Source organism: Runella zeae DSM 19591, assembly GCF_000423565.1.
Classification (GTDB): domain Bacteria; phylum Bacteroidota; class Bacteroidia; order Cytophagales; family Spirosomataceae; genus Runella; species Runella zeae.
Genome location: NZ_AUIF01000041.1, coordinates 1 through 23,539 on the forward strand (window position 1 = coordinate 1; position 23,539 = coordinate 23,539).

The 23,539-nt window shown below is 40.7% G+C and carries 20 protein-coding genes and 1 pseudogene; 4 read left to right on the top strand and 17 right to left on the bottom strand.

The features are described from left to right. A pseudogene (locus tag G563_RS39195) lies at positions 1 to 189 on the top strand (transposase); the annotation flags it as partial. A gap of 183 nt (positions 190 to 372) precedes the next feature. Here G563_RS39195 and trpF read toward each other — a convergent pair. The 16 genes from trpF to G563_RS36960 all read right to left on the bottom strand — a co-directional run bounded on the left by trpF (position 373) and on the right by G563_RS36960 (position 18,822). After that, positions 373 to 990, bottom strand: coding sequence for a phosphoribosylanthranilate isomerase (gene trpF, locus G563_RS0112125; RefSeq protein ID WP_037326681.1), 618 nt, complete (start codon positions 988 to 990; stop codon positions 373 to 375). Between the two features lie 30 nt (positions 991 to 1,020). Beyond that, positions 1,021 to 1,863, bottom strand: a complete 843-nt coding sequence (locus tag G563_RS0112130) for a transglutaminase family protein (RefSeq protein ID WP_028665549.1) — start codon at positions 1,861 to 1,863, stop codon at positions 1,021 to 1,023. 10 nt (positions 1,864 to 1,873) lie between these two features. Beyond that, complete coding sequence (locus tag G563_RS0112135) at positions 1,874 to 2,608, bottom strand: proteasome-type protease (RefSeq protein ID WP_028665550.1); 735 nt, start codon at positions 2,606 to 2,608, stop codon at positions 1,874 to 1,876. 3 nt (positions 2,609 to 2,611) lie between these two features. Next, a complete protein-coding gene (locus G563_RS0112140) occupies positions 2,612 to 3,574 on the bottom strand; it encodes an alpha-E domain-containing protein (RefSeq protein ID WP_028665551.1) in 963 nt (320 codons plus the stop codon). A 132-nt stretch (positions 3,575 to 3,706) separates the two neighbouring features. Further along, a complete protein-coding gene (locus G563_RS0112145; protein WP_028665552.1) occupies positions 3,707 to 4,867 on the bottom strand; it encodes an aldose epimerase family protein in 1,161 nt (386 codons plus the stop codon). A 68-nt stretch (positions 4,868 to 4,935) separates the two neighbouring features. Then, entirely contained in the window at positions 4,936 to 6,180 is a 1,245-nt protein-coding gene (locus G563_RS0112150) for a DEAD/DEAH box helicase (protein ID WP_028665553.1), read from the bottom strand. Positions 6,181 to 6,258: 78 nt separating this feature from the next. Next, positions 6,259 to 8,292 carry a M13 family metallopeptidase gene (locus G563_RS0112155; RefSeq protein ID WP_028665554.1) on the bottom strand — a complete coding sequence of 678 codons (2,034 nt, stop codon included), beginning with the start codon at positions 8,290 to 8,292 and terminating at the stop codon, positions 6,259 to 6,261. Positions 8,293 to 8,336: 44 nt separating this feature from the next. After that, positions 8,337 to 8,684, bottom strand: coding sequence for a hypothetical protein (locus tag G563_RS0112160; protein WP_028665555.1), 348 nt, complete (start codon positions 8,682 to 8,684; stop codon positions 8,337 to 8,339). Between the two features lie 202 nt (positions 8,685 to 8,886). Continuing rightward, entirely contained in the window at positions 8,887 to 9,708 is an 822-nt protein-coding gene (locus tag G563_RS0112165) for a rhomboid family protein (protein ID WP_028665556.1), read from the bottom strand. Positions 9,709 to 9,710: 2 nt separating this feature from the next. Further along, positions 9,711 to 11,132: an SGBP N-terminal domain-containing protein gene (locus G563_RS36955; protein WP_169579748.1), complete on the bottom strand. Its 1,422-nt coding sequence runs from the start codon at positions 11,130 to 11,132 to the stop codon at positions 9,711 to 9,713. 685 nt (positions 11,133 to 11,817) lie between these two features. Continuing rightward, positions 11,818 to 12,453, bottom strand: coding sequence for a Crp/Fnr family transcriptional regulator (locus G563_RS0112180; protein WP_028665559.1), 636 nt, complete (start codon positions 12,451 to 12,453; stop codon positions 11,818 to 11,820). A gap of 89 nt (positions 12,454 to 12,542) precedes the next feature. Further along, positions 12,543 to 14,204, bottom strand: coding sequence for a DUF8832 domain-containing protein (locus G563_RS0112185; protein WP_028665560.1), 1,662 nt, complete (start codon positions 14,202 to 14,204; stop codon positions 12,543 to 12,545). A gap of 13 nt (positions 14,205 to 14,217) precedes the next feature. Next, positions 14,218 to 15,444, bottom strand: a complete 1,227-nt coding sequence (locus G563_RS0112190) for a hypothetical protein (RefSeq protein WP_028665561.1) — start codon at positions 15,442 to 15,444, stop codon at positions 14,218 to 14,220. Positions 15,445 to 15,717: 273 nt separating this feature from the next. Beyond that, positions 15,718 to 16,497: a LytR/AlgR family response regulator transcription factor gene (locus tag G563_RS0112195; protein WP_028665562.1), complete on the bottom strand. Its 780-nt coding sequence runs from the start codon at positions 16,495 to 16,497 to the stop codon at positions 15,718 to 15,720. Beyond that, positions 16,494 to 17,582: a sensor histidine kinase gene (locus tag G563_RS34545; protein WP_051210935.1), complete on the bottom strand. Its 1,089-nt coding sequence runs from the start codon at positions 17,580 to 17,582 to the stop codon at positions 16,494 to 16,496. Before G563_RS34545 ends, G563_RS0112195 begins: the two co-directional genes overlap by 4 nt. Before the next feature lie 394 nt (positions 17,583 to 17,976). Beyond that, complete coding sequence (locus G563_RS36960) at positions 17,977 to 18,822, bottom strand: nuclear transport factor 2 family protein (RefSeq protein WP_051210936.1); 846 nt, start codon at positions 18,820 to 18,822, stop codon at positions 17,977 to 17,979. A 481-nt stretch (positions 18,823 to 19,303) separates the two neighbouring features. Here G563_RS36960 and G563_RS0112215 point away from each other — a divergent pair, with 481 nt between their 5' ends. From G563_RS0112215 to G563_RS0112225, 3 genes are all read left to right on the top strand, one after another. Continuing rightward, on the top strand, positions 19,304 to 20,629 hold the full coding sequence (locus tag G563_RS0112215) for a spinster family MFS transporter (RefSeq protein ID WP_028665564.1): 1,326 nt from the start codon (positions 19,304 to 19,306) through the stop codon (positions 20,627 to 20,629). Between the two features lie 211 nt (positions 20,630 to 20,840). Then, complete coding sequence (locus tag G563_RS0112220; protein WP_028665565.1) at positions 20,841 to 21,947, top strand: Mrp/NBP35 family ATP-binding protein; 1,107 nt, start codon at positions 20,841 to 20,843, stop codon at positions 21,945 to 21,947. 106 nt (positions 21,948 to 22,053) lie between these two features. After that, entirely contained in the window at positions 22,054 to 22,305 is a 252-nt protein-coding gene (locus tag G563_RS0112225) for a NifU family protein (RefSeq protein ID WP_028665566.1), read from the top strand. A 76-nt stretch (positions 22,306 to 22,381) separates the two neighbouring features. Here G563_RS0112225 and G563_RS0112230 read toward each other — a convergent pair whose 3' ends face one another. Then, complete coding sequence (locus tag G563_RS0112230; protein ID WP_028665567.1) at positions 22,382 to 23,467, bottom strand: MBL fold metallo-hydrolase; 1,086 nt, start codon at positions 23,465 to 23,467, stop codon at positions 22,382 to 22,384. Between the last annotated feature and the right edge of the window lie 72 nt (positions 23,468 to 23,539).

A 23,539-nucleotide genomic window follows, 5' to 3' on the forward strand; every position in this document is an offset into this window, starting at 1 on the left:
AGAGAAAAACTAAATTCAGAAGAAGGAATCAAACATCGAAAACAACGACCCCAAGATGTAGAAGCCACCTTCGGGCAGATAAAATCCAACCACAACTTCAAAAGGCTACGTCTAAAAGGCTTAGCTAAGGTAGAAATTGAAGTTGGGCTGGCTTGTATTGCCCACAATCTGAGGAAAAAAGCCTATAAAGATGCCCCAAAGAACGAAAAAGTGAAAAATAAACCGCAGAAACAGTCGAAATTGCAAAAAACAACCATTTTATCTTTACCACAACAAAAATTTAGACAAAATCAGCCGCTTGCTGCTTAAAATCAAAGAGACCGTCCCAAAATTGCTTTTGAGACGGCCTCTTTTTGTAAAAAATTAACCTTTTTATTCTTCTTCCAACGCTTCCAAGATATCCATTAGCTCCCCAAAATCTTTGAATCCTGGCCTGATTTCTTCACTACCTGTGAGAGCGATACCACTGATATTGTAATCTTCGGTCAGAAAGGTGGCATTGTCAGGCGTGATTCCAAAACCTAGTAAAATAGAAAAGCGTTGAGCCAAAGATTTCAAGAAATCGGGCCAATCTTCATCTAAAGAAGTATTGTTGCTAGATTCTAATAAAAAATAAGTGACATAAGGTGCATACTTCGTAAGAATCGCTTCTATATCATCGGCATCTTGATCCACTTCTACCTTCAAGATAAGAGGCTTAGCGGTTTCACTTTTGAGCCAAGGAAGCAATTCGGGGTTAGATATTTGAATAAAATCAGGTTGGTACTTCCCTAATTTTTCTAGCAAATCAGCGGGGTCTGAGGTGGTGGTTTCGGCTACAATGGGTACTCCAGCAATCCAAGCTCTGATTTCTTGGAATTTTTTCAAGTCTACAAAATATTCTGATGAGTCGTCGATATTAAATCCGAGCAGCTCTACACCCATTCCAGCACAATAGCGCGCGTCAGAGAGATTGGTGACGTTACTTATTTTAACGGTGGTTTTTAGCATAATAAAATCAAAACATAAAAGATAGGCGAGCTACGATTTTTCTCCTACAAACACTTCTGCCTGAAGAGAAGAGCGTGCTTTGCCTCTAAAAGTACCCGCTACAGGGGGAATAAGTTGGGGGTCGGCCGAAGAAGCTAGGTACACGTGATTGTTCATGATAGCTTTGCCTTCGGTAGGGTCAAAACCGCGCCATCCAGCTCCTGGCAGATATACCTCAGCCCAAGCGTGTAAGTCGTGTTGCTGAAGGGTATTTCCATACAGATAGCCACTCACAAAACGCGCCGCAATACCCACACTACGACAACAAGCCACAAAAAGCTGCGCAAAGTCGCGGCAGGAGCCTTTGCGACCAATGAGCGTATGCTCAGGAGGAAGAGGTGCACCTACGTCGCGTCGCTCATACATGAAATCTTGGTAGATATTGTTGCAGAGAGTGGTGAGAAATGGAACCGTATGCCATTTGGCTACCGCCGCAGTTTGGCGAGCGTATTGCTCTACATAAGTTGTGACCCCTTCTCTGATGAGATAAGGGTGTAAGTATTTTTTGAGGACTTCGGGATACTGAAAAGGCAATCGCTCTGTTTCGAAGGGAAACAAAACGAATTCAAAAACATTAAAATCATCGGAGCGGACGGTCATATCGACCGAAACGGTCAGGTAATTTGTATTTTCTCGAAAATAAGCGATATGTTGGTGGTTGCCTTCTGCGTCAATATTATGGACAAGCATACTTGGAGTCGGCTCAACTATGAGCGAAAAACCCATTATTTGCTGGTGAGGATTGGCTTTGGGATGTAAGTAAAGAGTATGAGGCTCCAAAAAAACCAAATCAGAATAAGTATAGTATAAAGTATGCTTTACATGTAAATCCATAATATAGTGTTTAAACTTTTTCGCGGAGTTTTTCAAGAACTGGCCCCATCCAGTCGTTGGGAAGTCGTTGAACGGAGTTTTGCAAAAGCATACTCCATTGCAAAGACAAATGGGCTAGGTCATCTTTTTGGAAACGATGCTCCGTCAAATGAAAGCTATCTCTTTCATACATAACGACATCAATGGGATAATCGACGTCGTTGGCACTTACTCTAGTGGAGTCAAAAGATAAAAAACCTACTTTAAGGGCGTCTACCATTGAAGAATTATATTTTAAACTTCTAAAAAGTAGAGGTTTGCCATAATTAGAGTTGCCAATGACAAAGAAGGGAGAAGTTTCGCCCACTTCGACCCAATTGCCTTCTGGATACAATAGAAACAACTTATGTTCGTCGTCGTTTTCTAGTTGGCCACCTACTATCGCATACAAGTTGAAATTGAGTCCTGCTTCTTCGAGGGCTTCTCGATCTTCATTAGCGACGCGGCGTACTTGTTGACCAAAAGCATTGACGGCTTTATAAAGTTTATTGAAACTACGATCTTGGTCTTCAATCACTTCCTTAAAATAAGTGACAGCTTTGTCGCGTACCGAGCGTAGGCCCGATGTCATGATAAACATCGAATGATTTTCCAACTGATGGATGGAAATCTTTTTGTTGGTAGTTACTTCAGTGCCAGACGTAAGGCGAGTATCTGCGATAGCTACCAGTCCCGAAGCGACCTTGATTCCTAAACAGTAAGTCATTTCTTATAAATCAACAGGTTTGATGTCAAAATAGGTTTCAAAGATAGATTTACTTACCTCGTTTCCTCGTATTTGAAATTGATCAAGGTATTGGTGTAAACCTACCCGAAAAATATCTTCTACTTCGGTAAATTCAATCTCAGAGCGGAGTTTGCCCATCATTTTTTCGGCTTGGTTGCTGAAGCGATTGGTGATTGGGGTTCCTGATATTTCGTACAAAGATAATTCAGCTTGACGGATACAATGGGCCATTGCCCGAGGAAAAAGTTTGTCTAGTATCAAAAACTCGACCATATGAGTGGGGGTAATTGTCTGATACTGTTGACGAAACATGTTGTAAGCACTTACAGATTTGAGCACGGCAGTCCATAGCATCAGCTCCGATGTAGAGCCTGTGATGTCGGTATCAGGTAAGAGCGTAAAATACGACACATCCAAGAAACGGGATGTTTTGTCGGCACGCTCCATAAAACGCCCCAAACGTCCAAAATGCCAAGCTTCGTTGCGGGTGATAGTGGCATCAATGACCCCGTAGTACAATTGAGTACCGCTTCTTACCTGTGCATAAAAATCCTGCATATGGTTGAGATCCCATTCTGCTTGCGGTTTTACGTCTTTCATCCACAAGTAGAGCTGATTTAGATTTTCCCACATCTCCTTAGAGATACTTTCTCTGATGGTACGCCCATTTTCGCGAGCAGCCATCAAGCAGCTAAAGATAGAGTTGGGATTGCGTTTGTCAAATGTCATAAAGTTAATGACATTTTCACGCGTTGGCTCATCATAGTGTTGATAAAAGAGGTAATTGTCGGCAGTTGCAATCAAAAGAGGCTCCCACTGCTCGCTGACATTAGGCGGGAGATCAAAGGCTAAGTTGAAATTAACGCCAATGAAACGGGCATAGTTTTCGGCTCGTTCGATATAACGATTCATCCAATAAATCGAATTGGCAACTCGGCTTAACATGGCCATATTCTCTAAGGTGGGGTTGGTTATTGATAATCGCTAAACTAATGCAATAATACGATATGACCAAATTTAAAAAACGAAATGACTTCGTAAGCCTACGAAGTCATTTCGTTTTTGGGTAGATGGAACCTATTTTGTTGAAAATTTATATACTGTTTTGGTTTTATAAGTTTCGCCCGGACGAAGTACTACACTTGGGAATGAAGGCTGATTGGGTGAGTCAGGGAAGTGCTCGGTTTCAAAGCAGAAGCCTGAACGTTTGCCATAGACTACTCCATTTTTGCCAGTGATGCTTCCATTGAGGAAGTTTCCAGTATAAAATTGCACGCCAGGCTCCGTCGTAAAAGTTTCCATGTATCGTCCTGAGGTAGGCTCGTAGGCGGTAGAGGCCAATCTGAGCGAGTCGCCACTTTCATTGAGTACCCAGCAGTGGTCATAACCTCCTCCAAATTTAATTTGCTCATCTTGAGGGTCATCAATACGGCTTCCTATTTCGGTAGGTTGCAAGAAATCAAAAGGAGTGCCTTTTACATCTTGAAGTGTTCCAGTAGGAATCAATGTATTGTCAACCGGAACGAATTTGTCCGCATTGATAGACACTTGATGACCTAAGATATCTCTCTTTCCACCGGTGAGGTTAAAATAAGTGTGATTAGTGAGGTTGACGATAGTGGGTTTGTCGGTGGTAGCGGTGTATTCTATTTCAAGTTCATTATTGTCGGTAAGGCGATACACCACTTCTGTGTTCAAGGTGCCCGGAAAACCCTCTTCGCCATCTTTGCTACTATAGGAAAGTTTGAGGGCGCTATCGTTGTCGATAAGCTCGGCTTTCCATATTACTTTGTCAAAACCTACTTTGCCACCGTGGAGGCTATTGGGGCCATTGTTGGCCAAAAGCGAATATGTTTTTCCTTCTAAAGTAAATTTAGCTTTTCCAATACGATTGCCATAGCGCCCTACCAAAGCACCAAAATACGGAGATGCTTTGAGATAACCCCCTAGCGAATCATAGCCCAAAACTACATCTTCAAAAGTGCCGTTTTTATCGGGGGCCATTAAGTGAGTAATAATGCCTCCATAATTAGTGATTTTGATTTCCATTCCGTTTTTATTTCGGAGCGTGTAGTAGTCGGCTGTTTGACCGTCGGGAAGGGTCCCAAAAGTAGTTTTAACAATACGAGTCATAGTGTCAGTTGAAGTAGTTTGAGATTCTTGTTTTGAGCCACCACAAGAGATAAGTAAGTGCCCCAAAATCATCAGTGCTGCAAATAGCGAAAAGGTTTCACGCATAGGATTAATGTTTAGCTAAATGCTACCAAAAGGGAAAAAAGGCTTTATTCCTACTCACGATTTTTGATTCAACTTTTGGATTTATTGTCGGAGGTTGTAGAGGGCTTATTGCGCTGAAAAGGCCGTTTTTTTCTACGTTTTGGCTTGCTAGAAATTGTTGTGTGCTTCAACTCCGGAGCTGCTCCCAAGGCTGCCGGTAGACTCACCCTGGGAATTTCTTTACCAATCATTTGTTCAATGGCCTTTAGTTTTCGAAGCTCTTTATCATTGACAAACGTGATAGCCGTGCCTGTAGTATCGGCGCGGGCGGTGCGGCCTATGCGATGAATATAGTCTTCGGGGTCATGAGGTACATTGAAATTTATCACTAAACTAATGCCTTCTACATCAATACCACGGGCTAAAATATCGGTTCCGATTAAAATCGGTAAAGTTTTGTTTTTAAACTCGCGCAAGATTTCCTCTCTTTCTTTTTGAGGTAAATCAGAATGAAAGGCTTTGGTATTGAGTCGATTACGAATGAGCTCGTCGTTGAGTTTTTTGACATTTTCTTTGGTCGAAGCAAATATGATAACACTCGTAAAATCGCCTTCTCTGAGGATATATTTGAGAAGACCGATTTTTTGTTCGTCATATACAAAATAAATTTGCTGTAAAATTCCCTCGGCAGGTTGAGCCACGGCTATATTGATTTGTTCGGGCTTGTGCAGGATATTGTTAGCCAAGGTTCTTATTTTGGGAGGCATGGTTGCCGAGAAAAGCAAGGTTTGACGTTTTTGAGGCAAATACCCAATAATCCGAATGATATCGTCATAAAACCCCATGTCGAGCATACGGTCGGCTTCGTCGAGTACCAGATGCTGAAGGTTTTTAAAATTAATTTCCCCCATTTGTAGCAAAGCAATGAGCCGCCCAGGAGTAGCAATAATGATTTCACTTCCTTCGGCAAGTGCCTTGCGTTGTTGGCTCCAAGCCGCACCGTCGCCTCCCCCATAAATCGCAATAGAGCTTATGCCAGTAAAGTATCCCAAGCCTTCAATTTGTTGATCTATTTGGATAGCAAGCTCTCGGGTAGGCGATAAAATAAGCGTATTAAGATGCCGTTGGTCACTGTGGGCGGAGATAATCTTATTCAGAATAGGCAATAGATACGCGGCTGTTTTGCCAGTCCCCGTTTGGGCGCAGGCAATGAGGTCTTTATGGCTAAGCACAACCGGAATCGCTTGTGCTTGTATGGGGGTGGGGTGTTCAAACCCCATGGCATGAAGGCCATCTAGAAGCTCATAGTCAAAATCAAAATCGTCGAAAGTCAAGGTACGGGTAGTTAGAGTGAAACATAAAAATAGCAATAATTATACAGAAAGCCGCTTACAAGGCGGCTTTCTAAGAAACTACCAAATTTTAACTCTCAAACTATCAGGACGGTACATTTTATTTTTAGGTTTGACATTGAATACCTCATAAAATTCGTCCATATTAGAAAGAGGACCATTCACCCTAAACCTTTCGGGAGAGTGAGGGTCAGCATTGATACGAAGGCGCATCGTTTCGTCGCGGTTTTTGATACGCCAGACTTGCCCATAGCTCAGGAAGAAGCGTTGTTTGGGCGTAAACCCGTCGATTTTGTCGTTGCTTTGCCCTTGTTTGGTTTTCAAGAATGCTTCATAAGCAATCGAAAGTCCTCCCAAATCAGCAAGGTTTTCGCCTAAGGTTAGTTGGCCATTGACACTCATGTTGTCCAATACTTTGTAGCCGTCGTATTGTTTTACCACGATCAATGCTTTTCTTTTAAACTTATCGCTGTCGGTAGGTTTCCACCAGTTTTGGAGCATTCCCATGTAGTTGTACTGTCGCCCTTGGTCATCAAAGCCGTGAGTCATTTCGTGACCAATCACCGCCCCAATAGCCCCATAGTTGATAGCATCGTCGGCGGCATTGTCAAAAAATGGAAACTGGAGGATTCCTGCTGGGAACACAATTTCGTTGAAGGTAGGGTTGTAGTAAGCATTGACAGTAGGGGCGCTCATTCCCCATTCTGTTTTGTCAACAGGCTTGCCAATTTTGGCTAGGTCGCGTTTGGCTTGTGAAATGGCAATCGAAGTTTTGTTTCCAAAAAAATTATCTTTTACAATTTCAACGTCTTTATATTCTTCCCATTTGTCAGGATAACCAATTTTTTTGATGAAAGCATTCAATTTTTTTACGGCTTCTACTTTGGTCGAATCCGACATCCAGTCGAGGCGATTGATGCGTTCACGGTATACGTCTTGGAGGTTATTGACAAGCTCATTCATCCGCGTTTTGGCTTCGGCTGTAAAATATTTTTTGGCAAATAGTTGCCCCAATAAATCCCCCAAACCACCGTCTACTTCATTGGTGATTTGCTTCCAGCGGGCATCTTCTACTTGCTGTCCATTGAGGGTTTTGCCATAAAACTCAAAGCGAGCATCTCTAAAAGCCTTGGTGAGAGAAGAGGCGGCACCCGACAACACAGATAGCTTCATTCGGTCTTTGAGTACTTCTATAGGCTGGGATTTGAGATGAGTGCTAAGTGCTTTGTAATAGTCAGGTTGGCCTACAATTACGGTATCGGTTTTGGCGCCCATTTTTTGGACAAACCTTACCCAGTCAATGGTAGGAGTAAGTTTGTTTAGATCTTTAACGGCAAATTTATTATAGTTTTTTTCGGGGTCTCTCAGTTCTACAGGACTGCGGTGAGATTTGGCAATTTCGGTTTCGAGTTTCAAAATACCTTCGGCTTTTTTCTGAGCCGTGGCTTCATCCACTCCCGACAAAGCAAAAAGTGTGGCTACGTATTTTTTAAAAGCTTCTCTTATCTTTTTGGTTTCGGCATCGGTACGGGTATAATAATCCTTTTCGGGCAGTGAAAGCGCCGTTTGAGCCAATTGAAGCGCATTATAGCCAGGATTTTTTTCGTCGGCTCCTATATAATAAGCCACCCATACCCCACCTACCGACTCAAGTTTGGCGGTGTAGTCGAGGATGTCTTGGGGTGTTTTGAGGTTGTCAATTTCGGCTAGATACCCTTTAATTGGCTCAATCCCCTTTTTCTCAATGGTCATGGTATCCATTCCTGAAAGGTAAAAATCCCCAACTTTTTGTTCCAAACTTCCCTTTGGATGAGACGTTTTGCTGGTTTCTTCTAAGATGCCATGCAGCTTTTGTAAGTTTTCTTCATACAAGGTATAAAAAGACCCCCAACCTGTTTGGTCGGCTGGAATCTGAGTATTTTTGAGCCAATTGCCCGAAGCATATTGAAAAAAATCATCGGCAGGATTGGCGGTAGTATCCATGCCCGAAATATCCAAAAATGAAGTACGGGTACTTTTGCTTTCTTCTTTTTGACAAGCTACAAAAGTCACTGCCGCAAGTGCGAAATAGAGGGGTGTGCGCAAAGAATTCATGCAAGCTAAAAAAGTTTAGTTTTGGCGAATTTAGAATAAATCACTCACATAAAAAACAACCAATAGCGCAGAAAGTAAGGCCATGCTGAAAACTCAACCTTGATTCTGATTTGTAGAGATAAACCAGCGCAAACAAAACAAGTACAAAACCTTAAGCGTAGCTTAGAGAGTGAGCTTCCTACGATTATAAAGTAATACTTCGCCTGAAGACCTACAGCTTGTAGCGGTGCTGGTATGAGAGGGCGTGCTATTCGTTTCTTAAAATTTGATTTATCTCTTTCATTAAGCACTTTTCCCACAAACACACTGTCGGAGATAGCCTCAAAAGGATGCGCCCCACTCCCGTCAATTAGTTCGAGGCGTGCTGCTAGCCATTTGCCGCCAGTGCCCATTTTGACCAAGAGTTGGTATTCGGGAAAGGAGTAAACAGAATATATATAATTGTAAAAAAAGTGAATTTAGACTTCCAATAGGGAGTTTTTGTGAATATTTCTAGCCATCTAAAAAGCTTGTCGCGGAGAAAATTTCTGAGAAAAATACAATATATTTTAGAGTAAAAAAAGACGTGTATGCTTACCGTCGTGAGGTGTTATTTTAAGTGTTTTTTTCTAAAATTTCTCTCTCTCTTTTTGTAAGACTATCGATGCCCTTAGCGTGGATTTTTTCTAAAATTTTATCAACTTTTTGTTGGTTTTCATAGCGTTCATCCTGATATCGGTCATCGACATTGCGATGGTTTTTAACCCTGAATGAAAACCCTTGAATATAAAGCCAACCGGGTCTTTTGAGAATGATGATTAAAAAAATGATAGCAGGAACTACCATTAGTGCTATCACAATCCCATTGGCGGCGATTACTTCTGGGTAAAAAGCAATAGTGGTTAGCAGACCGACTATCGCTCCACCTAGGTGCGCATCGTGGCCGATATTGTCGTTAAGGGATTTGATGCCATAGATGCAGTAAAATATATATATAATACCGTAAATCCAGCCTGGAAATGAAAAAGGAATGAAAAGGGGGCGAATATCTATGTCGGGAAAAAGGGCAATAAGCCCAAAAATAACTCCACAAACCGCCCCAGATGCTCCTACGGCCATATACGCACTGTCGTGCCTATGAAAAAACAGGGCAAGCAAATTGCCGCCGATAAGGCTTACAAAGAAAATTATGCTAAAATTAACGCTTCCTACAATAATTTCAAACGAACTAGCAAAGGCATAGAGCGCGTACATATTGAATCCATAATGCCACCAATCTGCGTGCAAAAAACCAGCCGATACTACGCGTTGGTATTGTTTAAATACCAATACTTGGTCGGTTTTAAGGGCATATTTGTGAAAAAAAGAAAGGTCTTTGAAACCTTTATAAGAAGTGTAAGCTGTAAATAAGATAAGAATAAGGACAACGGGTGACATCTCTAATTAAAAGTGATTTTAGCTACTCCATAGTTGGTATTCGAACCAAAAACATAATTAAAAAAGCCAATATACATGTTTCCTCCTTTTAGTTTGATATTAGTGATATTGTCCGATAAAAGAGAAGAGTTTGATTTCAAAAAATGGTGAATTATTTTTCCTTCTTCAAACACCACCAATCCCTGTTTGCTCCATGCCATCCAAATATAATCATTCGTATCAATCACAAAAGTTTCTAGCCCATTAGGGGGGAAGCTAGGTACGTTAGAGAGAGAGAAAGTGCGGAAAGTATTATTTTCGAATCTTATCAAACCACTCCAAAAACCAATCCAGACGACACCTTTAGCATTTACTTTAATGGTTTTTGTGAGTAATGACGAAGATACCGGCTTGATAAATTTTTGTAGTACTCCATCGTATTTATACAAAAACTGATTTGTATTGACGTATATAAGGTTTTGGTAAAGTGTAAAACCTAAAATGTTTTCTTCTGGTATGTTAAGTACATGTTGCCATTTTTCTTGTACAAGTTTATAAATAGTGGTCTTGGTGGCACAATAAAGCGTATTATCGAAAACTTCTAGACTAGTAGTGTTCTCAAAATCAATGTTTGTGTTTTTGGAATGTAGTAGGGTTGTATCTTGCGAGGTAATTGTCAATAATCCAGATGCTGTTGCTACCCAAATGGCATTATTAAACTCTACAATACTACTAATTTGACTTGTCGGGATTTTTTGGTGAGTGATTACATATTCTTTGCCATTCTGGTATTTACTCAAATAAATACTACCATTTTTTATGTCACCCCAATAAGTTTCATTTTGGGTGACTTCTTGAAGCGAAAGCTGAAGAGGAGGGCTATTTTGCCATTGATTAGCCCAATTCGCAAAATCTTCTTTGGTTGGTTTGGATTTAGAGAGAGTTACTGTATAGTTTTGAGTGCTGCCATCTTCGGCCATGACTGTATATATCACAGGCTTTGTAAAGTCTTGGTTTGTTCCTGAGGCGGGCGAAATCGTAGCGTTTTCTGAAACACTAATGGTGGGTGTAAGCGAATGAAGTGCTATACTGAATGGTACTGAAGCATGAATAGTATGGGTTAGAGTATCTATATCAGCACTAATATTTGGGTTTAATGATTGAAAGACAAATGTTTTAATAATTTTAGCGGTACTTTTTGCAACCGAAAGCTGTACTACAAAAGATTGGCTTGAGCCATCTTCGGCAGTTATGGTATAAGTCACAGGCTTGGTAAAATCTTGTACAACACCCGAAGCTGGAGCCACAGTTGCTTTTTCTGAGATTACAATGGTAGGAGTGAGCTTACTAGCATCCGTACCTATTGGTAATACAGCAGTGATTACTTTTTGATTACTATCAATAGCTGCCTTTATGGAAGGAGCGAAGCTTTCGAAACTGAACAAAAGGATATTTTTTGCGCTACTTTTAGTGGGTTCAAACTGCTTTTGAGAACACGCGGAAAAAAGCAAGATGAGAACTAAAAAAAGGTAATAATGACTAGATAGCAAAGAATAGATAAACTTGGGCATGAAATAAAATATTGAGACTCAGAAAATTTATATAGAAAGATAGGCATTTGCCTTTCTTTTGTTAATTACATGGAAGAATTCCGAATCTGAATTTCTTTCTTGATTTTTTGTAGATTATTTATAAAGCCAACTAACATCGGAAAAAACACAAAAGGAAGAAGCGAAAAGGCACTAAATCCTTTGCTTAAAGTAAACAGGAAACAAACAATAAACATCACAATTAGAATCCCGCAAAAAAAAGCTAACGAAGTTTTAAAGGTTTTTTGTTTGTTAAGAAGCTCCTCAATTGGGAGTTCTTTAAAGTCATTTTGTTCCATTTTAAGTAGGTATTTATATGGAGGTGTGAGAGTAAGTCAACAGCAAAGTAAACGAATAGAAGGTTATAATAAAAGCATAGCTACGAGATATTATCAATCAGGCTATGAAGCAGTACTACTTAAAAATATGTAAAACCGTTTCAAAAACAAAACATGCTTGGATTGTGCTAATAGACAAAATACTTGGTAAGTAGGATTATCAGGCTAGTTTTAGAAAATCTATAATAGTCAGCGGAATCAACTTACAATAGCTCTATTTTATTACGAGAGAGCTTTACTTGCCCCATTTTTTCTAACTGTTTGAGTAAACGAGAAATCACCTCGCGTGAAGTAGCTAGCTCGTTGGCAAGGCCCTCGTGGGTGATGCTAAATACCGTGCATTTGCACTGTTTAGATTTTCTTTTGAGAAGATTGATTAAGCGTTCGTCAAGTTTATGAAAAGCGATTTCGTCGATGGCACTGAGTAAATCTTCAAAACGCTTTTGGTAAGTAGCAAACACGAATTGTTTCCAAGAAGAATATTTGGTCATCCATTCTTCAATTTTCTCAACTGGAATCACAATCAATTGAGTGCGTTCTTCGGCGATAGCGGTGATTTCGCTCTGCTTTCGGTTGAGGCAGCAAGTGAGCGACATAGCACAAGAATCTAATCCACCAAGATAGTATAATAAAGCTTCTCTACCATCACTGTCTGAACGAAGAATTTTGATAGAACCATTCAAAATGATTGGAACACTACGGATATATCCACCAGGGCGCATAAGTACATGTCCCTCTTCAATTTCCATGTAATTGCCTACTTGGGCCAGTTCTTGGAGAAGGCCGATTTCGAAGAGACCGCTAAATTTGGAGTGTAGAAACGTTAAGTCGATTTGCATTGAAATAGCGAGTAAGGGGGTTGGAATCATCATACCTTACTCGCTAAATAATCAACTTTTGGGAATCATAGTTCCCCAAAGTCTAAAATCTATAGGGAAGTAGAGTTTACAGTAGCATCGAAGATACCAGTCAAGACTTGGCCGTTGCGTTTGATTTGTAAAAAGATGCGGTATTGCCCGGCTTTGGGGAAAGCATAGGGGAAAACGATGCGATTTTCATGCTTCATTTCTTTCATATCGTGAGAGGTATTGCCAGTCATGCTACTCATGAGCAATTGGTCACGTTGGGTAGGAGTAAGCGTTTTAAGATGTGCTAGATATCGGTCAATACTGTCCCTAAATGTTTTGGTGTCATTCTGAAGTCGATAGATGCGTGTGGTATCAGCAATTCGGGTTTGCATAGTTTGCTGAGCTGCCATCGAATAGGTTCCTACAGGATGTAAATGAATGTACACCGAGCCATCGGCACGCACAATAGCCGCATGACCGTTCATTCCTAAATAAGGCTCCAGCAAAGCAGCATTGCCATTCGGGTCAAATACCTCAAAAGCAAGCTGATAGGGTTTTCCAGCTTCAAAAGCCATATCTGATTTGCCTTCCCATACCACCGTGCTACCGTCTTGAAGTTTCGTTTTACTGCCGGGCTTTCCGCAAATCACTACGTTTTCATCCATAGGAATTTGTTTGGGCCGATTGAGCGGATCACTTACTACATAGGTGTCTTCTGGGTCGGTTTTGAGCTGACCTTTACCATAAAAAGCGGGGATATCTACCGTATCCGTAATGGTTTCGGTAAACCCTGAGCGTTGTACTATATCTGCATACACTAGGTACTTGCCCGCAGGAAGCTTAGGCAAATAAGCTTCGAAAGTGGTGGTATCGCGACGCTCGGGGTGAAGGTGTGCAAAAGCATCAAGAGTATGCTGTCGTACCAAAAACAAATGCATCAGCTTGCCATGGTCAGGAACTAGAAAACTTAAAGAAGTACGGCGTTGGCGACTTTGGAGGAGTGATAATGTATCTATTTTGAGCTGCAATACTCGTTCATCGTTTTGATTAATAACAGTAGCTTTTCCTTCTAAAGGTTTGTACATATATTGACGATAGTCATCCGACCAGCTGTTCCACCAGCTACTTCCTCCATACAAAATCGCCAAACATGCTACCGTGGCAATACCCATATGAAACCAACGGGTTTTGCGTTGTTGAGGGGTAAGTTGGATGCCAGCTCGTAAGAGCCCATCGCTTGCGCTTGCTCCAATAGCCGTAACCAAAATAACCACTAGCAAAATCCCAAGTAGGCTCAAAAGCACTCCTAAACCGGCGGGCATATCACGTTTGGCGGTTGAGATGGCTACAATTGGCACCACAAGCTGCTGCGGCCCTTCATCGCCTTCAAGCGTGATTTGTACGCTAGAAGCACCACTTGCCATTAGCCACACTATTCCTTGAAACTGCCCTGCTTGATTAGGAGTGGGGAGAATCTCGTCTGAGGAAGGCGCTCCTTCAGCACCCGTTCGGAAATAAATAGGGCGGGCGTGTACACGCTTTACATTTCCGTTTTCTACGTATACGGTTATTTGGGCAGTACCCGGAATGACATCAGGTGGCTGGAGATTGACCAATACACGATAAGCTCCCGCCTGACCTTGAAACAATACCCCCGAGCTTCCTACGTGACTTAAAGCGCCAAACACAATCCCCCAAGATAATAGTCCAAGCAGTATTGTTTTTACCGAAAATATCTTCATAAACTAAAATGACTTAACGTTGAATTTTTTTCATCCATTTACCCCATACCAAACCTACTCGCGCCGACAAAATCCCGAATCCAAGAGCATAAGCCATCCCTATCCAAAAATCTGATATGCTTTGTAGTTGCCAAGGAGCATACTTGAATCGATATTCCCAATTGGGGTCGTTGCCAAAATAGTAATAGTGGGTACCAAAAAACCAATTGCGCGAATGGGGAGATTCTAACAAAAATTCTCCCAAAGGCCATTGAATAAGCAGCATCGTAAGTACAAACACAAGACCCATCACGGTGGCCATGACCCAGTCATTGAGATACGTAAAGCGACGAAGTATCCAGTCCATAATCAAGGCGGGTACGATAAACATCAACGGGAACGCAAAGCCTTGATAATGGTCAATGTGATTCCAAATGGGACCCAGTTTGGGCTCGGCCGGAAACAAAGGAATAATCCAAAGCGTAAGACACATCACTCCCGTATAAACCGCCATCACCGAACTAATGGGCCATTTGCCACCTATGCCTCTTCCAAATGCTAACATCAAAAACGGAAAGGCAATGGCTGTAATCTTATAAAAACTAGCATTGTGCATTTCGCGGGCGCCTAGCTCTTCGGAAAGAAGCGTGTACCACATTGTAATCAAAAACCCCGCTGCCAAAGCAAACAACAACTGAAGACGGTGTATGCGTCTAGGAGTTTGAAGATTGCCAAATACCGCTTGTGCTAATTGATTTTTAGCAGACAAAACACTCACAATCGCCCCAAATTGAACTCCTATTATGCCTAAAGCCAATACGGTATGTGGGGGAGATAGTATCTGCACATCTAGGCCGTAGGTATTGTGCCACCAATCATCAAAAGGAGCGGAGGTAAGCATCATGAGAGCACCCCAGATACAAAACAACGCCCCTAGTGAACTATAAAACACACCCCACACTTTTACACTTTGTGCTTTTTGGGAGGCACTTCCTTTGAAAGTAGTATACAAAACTTGATAGCCAGAAAAAAGCCCAGACACAATAGCACCTACATAAATAACTAAATGTGGTGGTGAAAGAAGCCCGTCACGACCAATACTTAAATGCCAACAGATGTCCCAAATAAGACCTACAATAACACAGAGGGAAGAAAACACAACGGCATACAAATAAGGAGGAATGCCCATCAAAAAATCGTTGGTTGCTCCTTTAGACTGCTGTGAAGATTGGTCTAAAGTTGCTGAAATCGAATTGGCCATTTTTAGTTGGTTTAGGAGTGTATCTATTTGCTACGTCTCAAAAAATGAAATGTACTACTTGGATGAAAACAAAAGTTTAGACAAAACACAAGACCCAATATTTTGTATTTAAAAAATCAACACGAAGATAAAGTGTTGATTTTGTTTGGTTTGTGGTTTTTGGGTATATTTGTGTTGCGATAAACTTTATAAACCCACAAGCACTTAAGGAGTAACTTGTTTAAAGCGTATCATAAGAAATGCGAAACTTATTTGTAAGACAATTCAAGCGGCTTATTCCCCCATCCAATTTCTAAATTCACTCGATTTGTCACGGCTGATAAATACTTCTTCTTCGGTGGGAGGACGCAAATCAATTTTGAGGCGACTATTAAAATGTAAATGAATTTTATCGACAGCTTTGGGGCAGAGAATAAACTGACGATTTGCTCGAAAAAAATGTTTGGGATTGAGTAGACACTCAAGTTCGTCTAAGGTATAGTCGATAATAAAAGCCCGCTCATCCCATGTTTTGACGAAACTAAGGCGTTCTTGACTATAAAAATATGCAATTTCATGGAGTTCTATAGGGATAAGACGCGCCCCTTGTTTCAATAAAAAACGGTCTCTGTATTCGCTAGGCCCATGTTGAGTTTGTTTGATAAGGTGCAAAAGCCCGTCGATGTCCAAAGGATTATCTTGGGTGGTACCGTATATTTTCTTGAGTTCTTGAAATTTGGCTAAACTACGACGCAAAGCATCCTCATCGATGGGTTTAAGTAAATAATCTATGCTATTGACCCTGAAAGCTTGGATGGCGTATTCGTTATAAGCAGTTGTAAAAATAACGGGACTTTTGATTTCAATTTGATTAAAAATCTCAAAACTCTGTCCATCTACAAGTTCAATGTCCATCAACAAAAGGTCGGGAGCAGAATGAGTGCTTAACCAAGCAACTGACGCTTCTACGCTATCAAGCACTGCCAATATCTCAATGGTTTCGTCACAATCTTGTACCATCGTTTTGAGTTGGCGTGCGGCTAACGCTTCGTCTTCAATGATTATTACTTTCATACGGTTAGTTTGGGTTGTTGACTAATACTTGGCTCTTTCGTAACGACCTCCCCAATAAGAGGAATACGTACTTCAAAAACTTTTTCTTTTTCAAAAATCTGCACTTCTGACTGGCCCAGAAGCGAATATTTGGAAGAGATATTAGTAAGCCCTTTTTTGGGAGAAGGAATAGAATTGTTGGGTTTGCGTTGGAGATTGTTGTGAACCACCAAGAATTTGTTTTGGTCAGTAAATATCCTGATGTTGAGGGGTTTGGAAGTTGAAACTACGTTGTGTTTTACGGCATTTTCTACCAAAAGTTGGAGTGTAAGAGGGGGGATTTGGGTATGTCTACAGCTAGGGTCAATATTTACTTCTAAAGTGATACCGTCTTCAAATCGGGTTTTTAACAAACTAAAATAAGCATAAGTAAACTCTAGTTCTTTTTCTAGCGAGATAAGTTGCTGCTCGTTGCTTTGAAGTAAATACCGATATACCTGCGATAAATCCCCGATAAATCTAACGGCGGTTTTGTTTTCGTTGGATTTGACGAGGGCTTGGAGGGTATTGAGGCTATTAAATAAAAAATGAGGCTGAACTTGGTTTTTGAGCGAATCGAGTTGCATTTCCAAATTAGCGCGGCTCAATTCTTCCGTTTGCCGTTTGCTAATAAGCCATTGGCGAAAAAAGTAGCGACTTTCGTAAATGGCGAAAATAATGGCGATATAAAACAAATTGAGCCCTACCATAAACAAAGTTTCGGAATGAAACCAGTCAAACTTAGGACTATTGGTAATGTTAAAATAATCAAAAAATAAAAGTCGCTGTGTAACAAGTACTATCAAGGCTGGAATACTCAAAAGGCCCAGTGCAATAAGGCGTTGCTGGATTTTTTCGATTCCCGGATATTGTTGTCTGACCTTGATAATAAGCCAACGAGCCATAAACCATGTAAAATACACTGAAATAAGCCCAACTATTAGAAACTTAGCGACGACGTAGCCGTCGGTACAAAGGGTAGGAAGGTTGAAGAATATAGTAGCCACTGCCCACAAAATCAATGGGCCATAAAAAAGTAATTTTCTATCGTTGAGAATAACCTTCATAGTAGGTGTCAAAATCAGTTATTTACAAAAGTAAATCTCCAACTTACAAAATAGTTCACCTAGCGAATGAAAGCCCTAAAATAGCCGCTGAACCGTCATAAAACCATTTTATATGATAGGTCGGGTACGTGGACAGCGCTCAGAAGTTTTTTTGCATAAAATCAGCTCATTGCTTTTGCATTTTGAAACAGTGGGCTTCAAAGTAGAGGAAACAATAGATTTGAGCGACAATGATTCTGAACTCAAACTACAGCTACTAATCAAAGTAACTACGAGAAAAAGAAGAACTTGGCGAGAAGATATAATTTTGGACACGGCTGTAGAGTTTTGTTTTAAGAAACTTATATATAAACGCACATTACAGCCCCAAAATTACATATTTGTGGCCAAATTTCTAATAATTTACTAAGTCTACCATGACTTGCCAAGTGCCGGCTGCATTCTTTTTCCAGATTCTGAGATAGTTTCCTGACTTGGACTCTTTGGCAAGTTGTATTTCTGTTTTACCATATACGTACCCTAAATCACCCGAGACAGCTATGTCGCCGTCGAGAGGCGTATAATTTACAGAGAATTTAGGATCCGATATAGCCTTTTTTATATCTTCGGGAGTGATGTAGGGACTTCTTTCTTCGCGGTATAGTCTTGCTTGGGGAGCGAGATAATTTTCAAAAATACTTTGTCCCTTCTCGTTTTGTAATTTGCAAAAATGAGTTTCCCAACTCATCAAGTCATCTTTTGCATTTTCTGGGTCTACTTTTCCCGTAAATGCGGATTTTTGGGCGGCCTGAAACATCGGAATGATGCCACTTGGTGGATGTGAAATCCCGATATCGACCGCTACTTTCCATTCACCTGAGGGCTGTTTTTCCCACACAGTTACAAAATGCCCGTATTCGTCAATTTTTGTGCTTTTTCGGTCACTTTTTTGAGTATACCATCCTGTAGTATATCCCAAATCGCTGCTAGTTGATAAGTCAGCAAAGAGAGGAGACCACGCCAAAACGGCTTCATCTTTAGTCGTATTTTGCCATTTCTGATAGCCATTGACGGGGCCTGAGGGTTCAAAAAGGATAGCATTTGGTGCCAAATACTTCAAAAAAGCCTCTTTAGTTGAAACTTGGATGGAGTGTTTCGCAAAATCTTTCTCAGTTTTTACTAATGATGAAATAGTGGCTTCATACAGGTCATAAGACCACAAAAAACCAGATATTAAATAGTATAAAAAAGAGCTTTGCATAAACGTTTGAAACAAATAGGGGTAAATAGATACTATTTTAAAGATACAAAAATAGAAAAGGATTTAATTCTAGGCAAATGCTTGATAATCAATTTTTTTTTAAGGCTCTACATGCTGTTGTAACGAACCATTTCTTTGAATAATAATATTATTGAAATTTGAAAATAGACGCCCTTTAATCAATGTGTAAACAATCGTTTAAGTACATGATTTTCAGGTATATGATAGAGCCTTTTGATTTGGTTATGAACAATTATTGGCATTGATTATACTTAGTATATATAGATGATAATCTAATTAAATAAATTGATATAATTCTCAACTTGATGAGTTTGAGTAAAGAGAATATATACCAAAATGAACAAAGACTGTGGTGTCGATTTGGTATTATTTTGTAAATAGTAAGATTTTGAGAAAATAAATAAAATATCCACTAGTACTTATGCAAGGTTCGGGACTATATTCATAAAATCTCACTTCTATGAATCATTCTCCTTCTTCTTTACGATATGCTTGGTACGTTGTAGGCGTATTGATGCTTGCTTATATTTCTTCGTTCATCGACCGTCAGGTACTTACATTGTTGGTTAAGCCTCTTAAGCGTGATTTTGGCATTACAGATACCCAAGTGGGATTATTGATAGGCTTCAGTTTCGCTATTTTCTACACGCTTTTGGGGATTCCTATTGGGAGATTGGCTGATCGCAAAAGTCGCAAAAGCATCATTTTATGGGGAATCACTATCTGGAGCTTCATGACAGTTATTTGTGGGGTTACAGATACTTACGGAGAGCTGTTCTGGGCGAGAGTAGGAGTAGGTATTGGAGAGGCTGCTTTATCACCAGCGGCTTATTCGATGATTAGCGATTTATTTCCGCGTCAAAAACTCGGTACGGCTATGGGCGTCTATAACCTAGGAGTATACGTAGGTTCAGGATTGTCTATATTGTTGGTAGCGCTGATTTTGAAACTTATCAACGTGGAAGGGATGTGGCATGTACCGTTTTTTGGAGACGTATATCCTTGGCAAAGTGTATTTTTTATGGTAGGATTGCCGGGCTTATTGATTGTGCTCTTGATTGGATTTACTATTAAAGAGCCAATTCGTCAACAATCACGAAAAGAAGCCATAGCTATGTCGGAAGTGATTCAATATTTTCGAGGCAATCAGGCCTCATTATTGTGTTTGTTTTTTGGGATTGCTTTTATGGCCTTTTCATCTTATGCTACCACTGCTTGGATTCCTACACTTTTAGTGAGAAAATATACTTTTACAGAGTCGCAAGCGGGTTTGCTGTTAGGGGTGGTTATTACCGTTTTTTCTACTTTAGGAGTGTATACGGGAGGACGTTATGCTGACAAACTTACCAAAGATGGCGTAGCAGATGCCAAGATGAGAGTTGGTTTTCAGGGAATGCTCATTGGAACAGCCTTGGCAGGTGTAGTGCTAGTGATGATGATTTTTAAGCTAATTCCCCTTATACTTTTGGTAGGTTTATTGGCAATGATTTGTTTTTTTACTTCGCTCCCTTACGGTGCTGCTACGGCTGCACTTCAAGAAATGGTGCCAGCCCCCATGAGAGCTACTTTTTCAGCTTTCTTTTTGTTTATTGTTAATATAGTGGGCTTGGGCGGCGGGCCTTTGGCTGTTGGTTTCATTAATGACAAAATTTTTGGAGATACCCAACAAGTTCATTTATCGTGGGCTATATCGGTGCTTATCGGTTGTTCATTATCGTGCATGTTGTTGTTTAAAGGACTAAAACCCTTCGTAAGGAGCATAGAAAATGCAAAACAAACTTCTTGATTAAAAACGACTTCCACTAGGTAGGTAGCTAAACAGAAAGTCGGTTTGACGGTCGGCTTTCTGTTTTTTTAAAACAAAAGAGTGTTTTAAGGTCAGAAATAGGATTTTGGCAAACTTTCCTTTTAATTTTGGGGTTCTTTCTTAAATCATAATCAATCAGTATATTCTTGGGAGTAGGAGTAATTTTTCCCAACGAATGCATGTAAGACCCATGGGAGACTTAACCATAAACAAAGAAAAGATATTACAAGCACTTAGTACGGTTCAAGAACCAGACTTAAAAAAAGACCTCGTCACCTTAGGAATGGTGAAAGATGTTGAGACGGGGATAGATTCGGTAAGCTTTACGGTAGTTCTTACTACTCCTGCTTGCCCTCTCAAAGAGTTGATTCGAAAAGACTGTACAGATGCAATTCATAAGTTTTTTGGAGAGCATATCCAAGTTACTGTCAACCTAACGGCTGATGTCACGACTAGTCGCAACGGAGGGCCAGTAGTGCCTCAAGTGAAAAACATCATCGCTATTGCATCTGGTAAAGGAGGCGTAGGTAAATCGACTGTTACGGCCAATTTAGCAATGGCATTATATCGGTCGGGAGCCAAGGTTGGCATTTTAGATGCCGATATTTATGGCCCTTCGATGCCTGTAATGTTTGGGGCGGAAGATATGCAACCACGTATTGTGCAGCGTGAAGGTCGCAATTTGATGGTTCCAGTACAGCAATGGGGCATCAAGTTGATTTCTATGGGCTTTTTGGTGCCGGCAGAAAGTGCCACAGTATGGCGTGGGCCTATGGCTAGTACGGCACTTCGGCAATTGATTGGTGATGTAGAATGGGGAGAACTGGACTATTTGTTGATAGACCTGCCGCCAGGCACGAGCGATATTCACCTCACATTAGTACAAGCATTGCCTGTAACAGGTGCTGTAATAGTGACTACTCCACAAAAAGTTGCTTTGGCAGATGCCATTAAAGGGTTAGCGATGTTTCGCCAACCTCAAATCAACGTACCGGTGTTAGGAATCGTCGAAAATATGTCCTATTTTACACCAGCGGAGTTGCCAGATAATAAGTACTATTTGTTTGGTAAAGAAGGCGGGCAGCAGCTCGCCGATAAGTTTGATGTATCGGTATTAGGACAGATTCCTTTGGTACAAAGTATTAGAGAAGGAGGAGATGAAGGACGTCCTGCTTTTTTGAATGGAGACCCTATCACCAAAGAAGCTTTTCAAGAAGCGGCGGAGAACTTGGCGCAGCAAGTGGCGATACGGAACGCTACGCTTGCAAAGACTAAGCAAGTAGAAATTAGAGTTTGACAACGAAGCGCGTAAGTTGATTTTGACGGAAATAGTAGAAAGTATTTATAGAAGCATATTGACTTACGCCGCAGAAATTAGCATTTTAGCGCATCATATTATAAACATGGAAAATACACTCAAAACTCGCGTCGAAACGGCTCTTGACAATATTCGCCCGTATTTGGAGGCTGATGGCGGAAACGTGGTTGTCAAAGAAATAACCGACGATATGACCGTTCGGCTTGAACTGATGGGCTCTTGTAGCTCATGCCCTATGTCTACTATGACTTTCAAGGCGGGGTTGGAAGAAGCAATTTTGAAGTCAGTTCCCGAAATCAAAAAAGTGGAGGCCGTTAATCTCACCCCTGCTTTTTAAGAAAGTGTCATGAGAAGAAAGCTCAGTCGCCTTTTCTCATGACACTCTACTACCAATTCTATATTTTTTAGGAAGCTTAGTAAACCCACCACTCTTTGAGGGGTAAGTTTTTTTCGAGTTCTACTTTTTCTCCAATCATTGGTGTTACAATATTTTGATTTAGCGCGTGCGCTTTTGCGACAAGGCGCTTTATTGGTTCGTGCCATGGATGTAGTGCCAACGTAAATTTACTCCAATGTACAGGTAAAAGCACTTTTGCCTTCAAATCAACGGCAGCTTGTACGGTTTCTTCGGGCATCATGTGGATGTATTTCCAATAAGGGTGATACTGACCGCATTCCAGAATTGCAAGGTCAAAGGGGCCAAATTTTTCGCCAATTTCCTTGAAATGAGTATCATAGCCCGAATCCCCCCCTACATATACTTTATTTTGTGGAGTTTGGATGACAAAAGACGCCCAGAGTGTCTGCATTCTTTTAAACCCTCTTCCTGAAAAATGTCTGGCAGGGGCTGCCGTTATTTTAAAAGTATTATCAATATCGGTACTTTCCCACCAATCAAGCTCTGTGATTTGAGAAGGGATATATCCCCAACGTATCAAGTGAGAGCTTACTCCTAAGGAAGTGATTACTTTTTTGACTTTAGGTTGTAGATTTTTGACCGTCTCATAGTCGAGGTGGTCGTAGTGGTCGTGGGTGATGATAAGCAAATCTAGCGGCGGAAAATCGTCAAGTGTATATACATTACTTCCTTGGTAGTTGGCCCCAAAAAAAGAAACTGGAGAGGCATGTCCGCTAAAAACGGGATCCACTAAAATATTTTTCCCGTCGATACGTAAAAAATAAGACGAATGCCCAAACCACACCACTACGGGCTGGTCTGATTTAATATTTTTAAGGTCAGTTTTTATGGAAGGCAACGCTTTTAGGGGTTCTTTTTCAGATACTTTAGAAAAATAGGCTTTCAAAATATCGAAGTAAGAAATTCCTTCGGCTAAATCGGGCGTCAAATGTTGATTTTGGAAAGCGCCATTTTTGTAATGAGGGGATTGCTTGATGCGGTCGAGATGGGAGCCAGAAGGATTCTTTCCAAACTGAGGTTGTTGCATAAACAAATAACCCCCAAATGAGAGGGTAACTAAAAGCAGTACTAGGGTAATCATGAATTTTTTGCGTTTGCGAGACATAAAGTAGTGGTAAGTGGGATTTTTATCACACATTTTGAAGAAACAAAG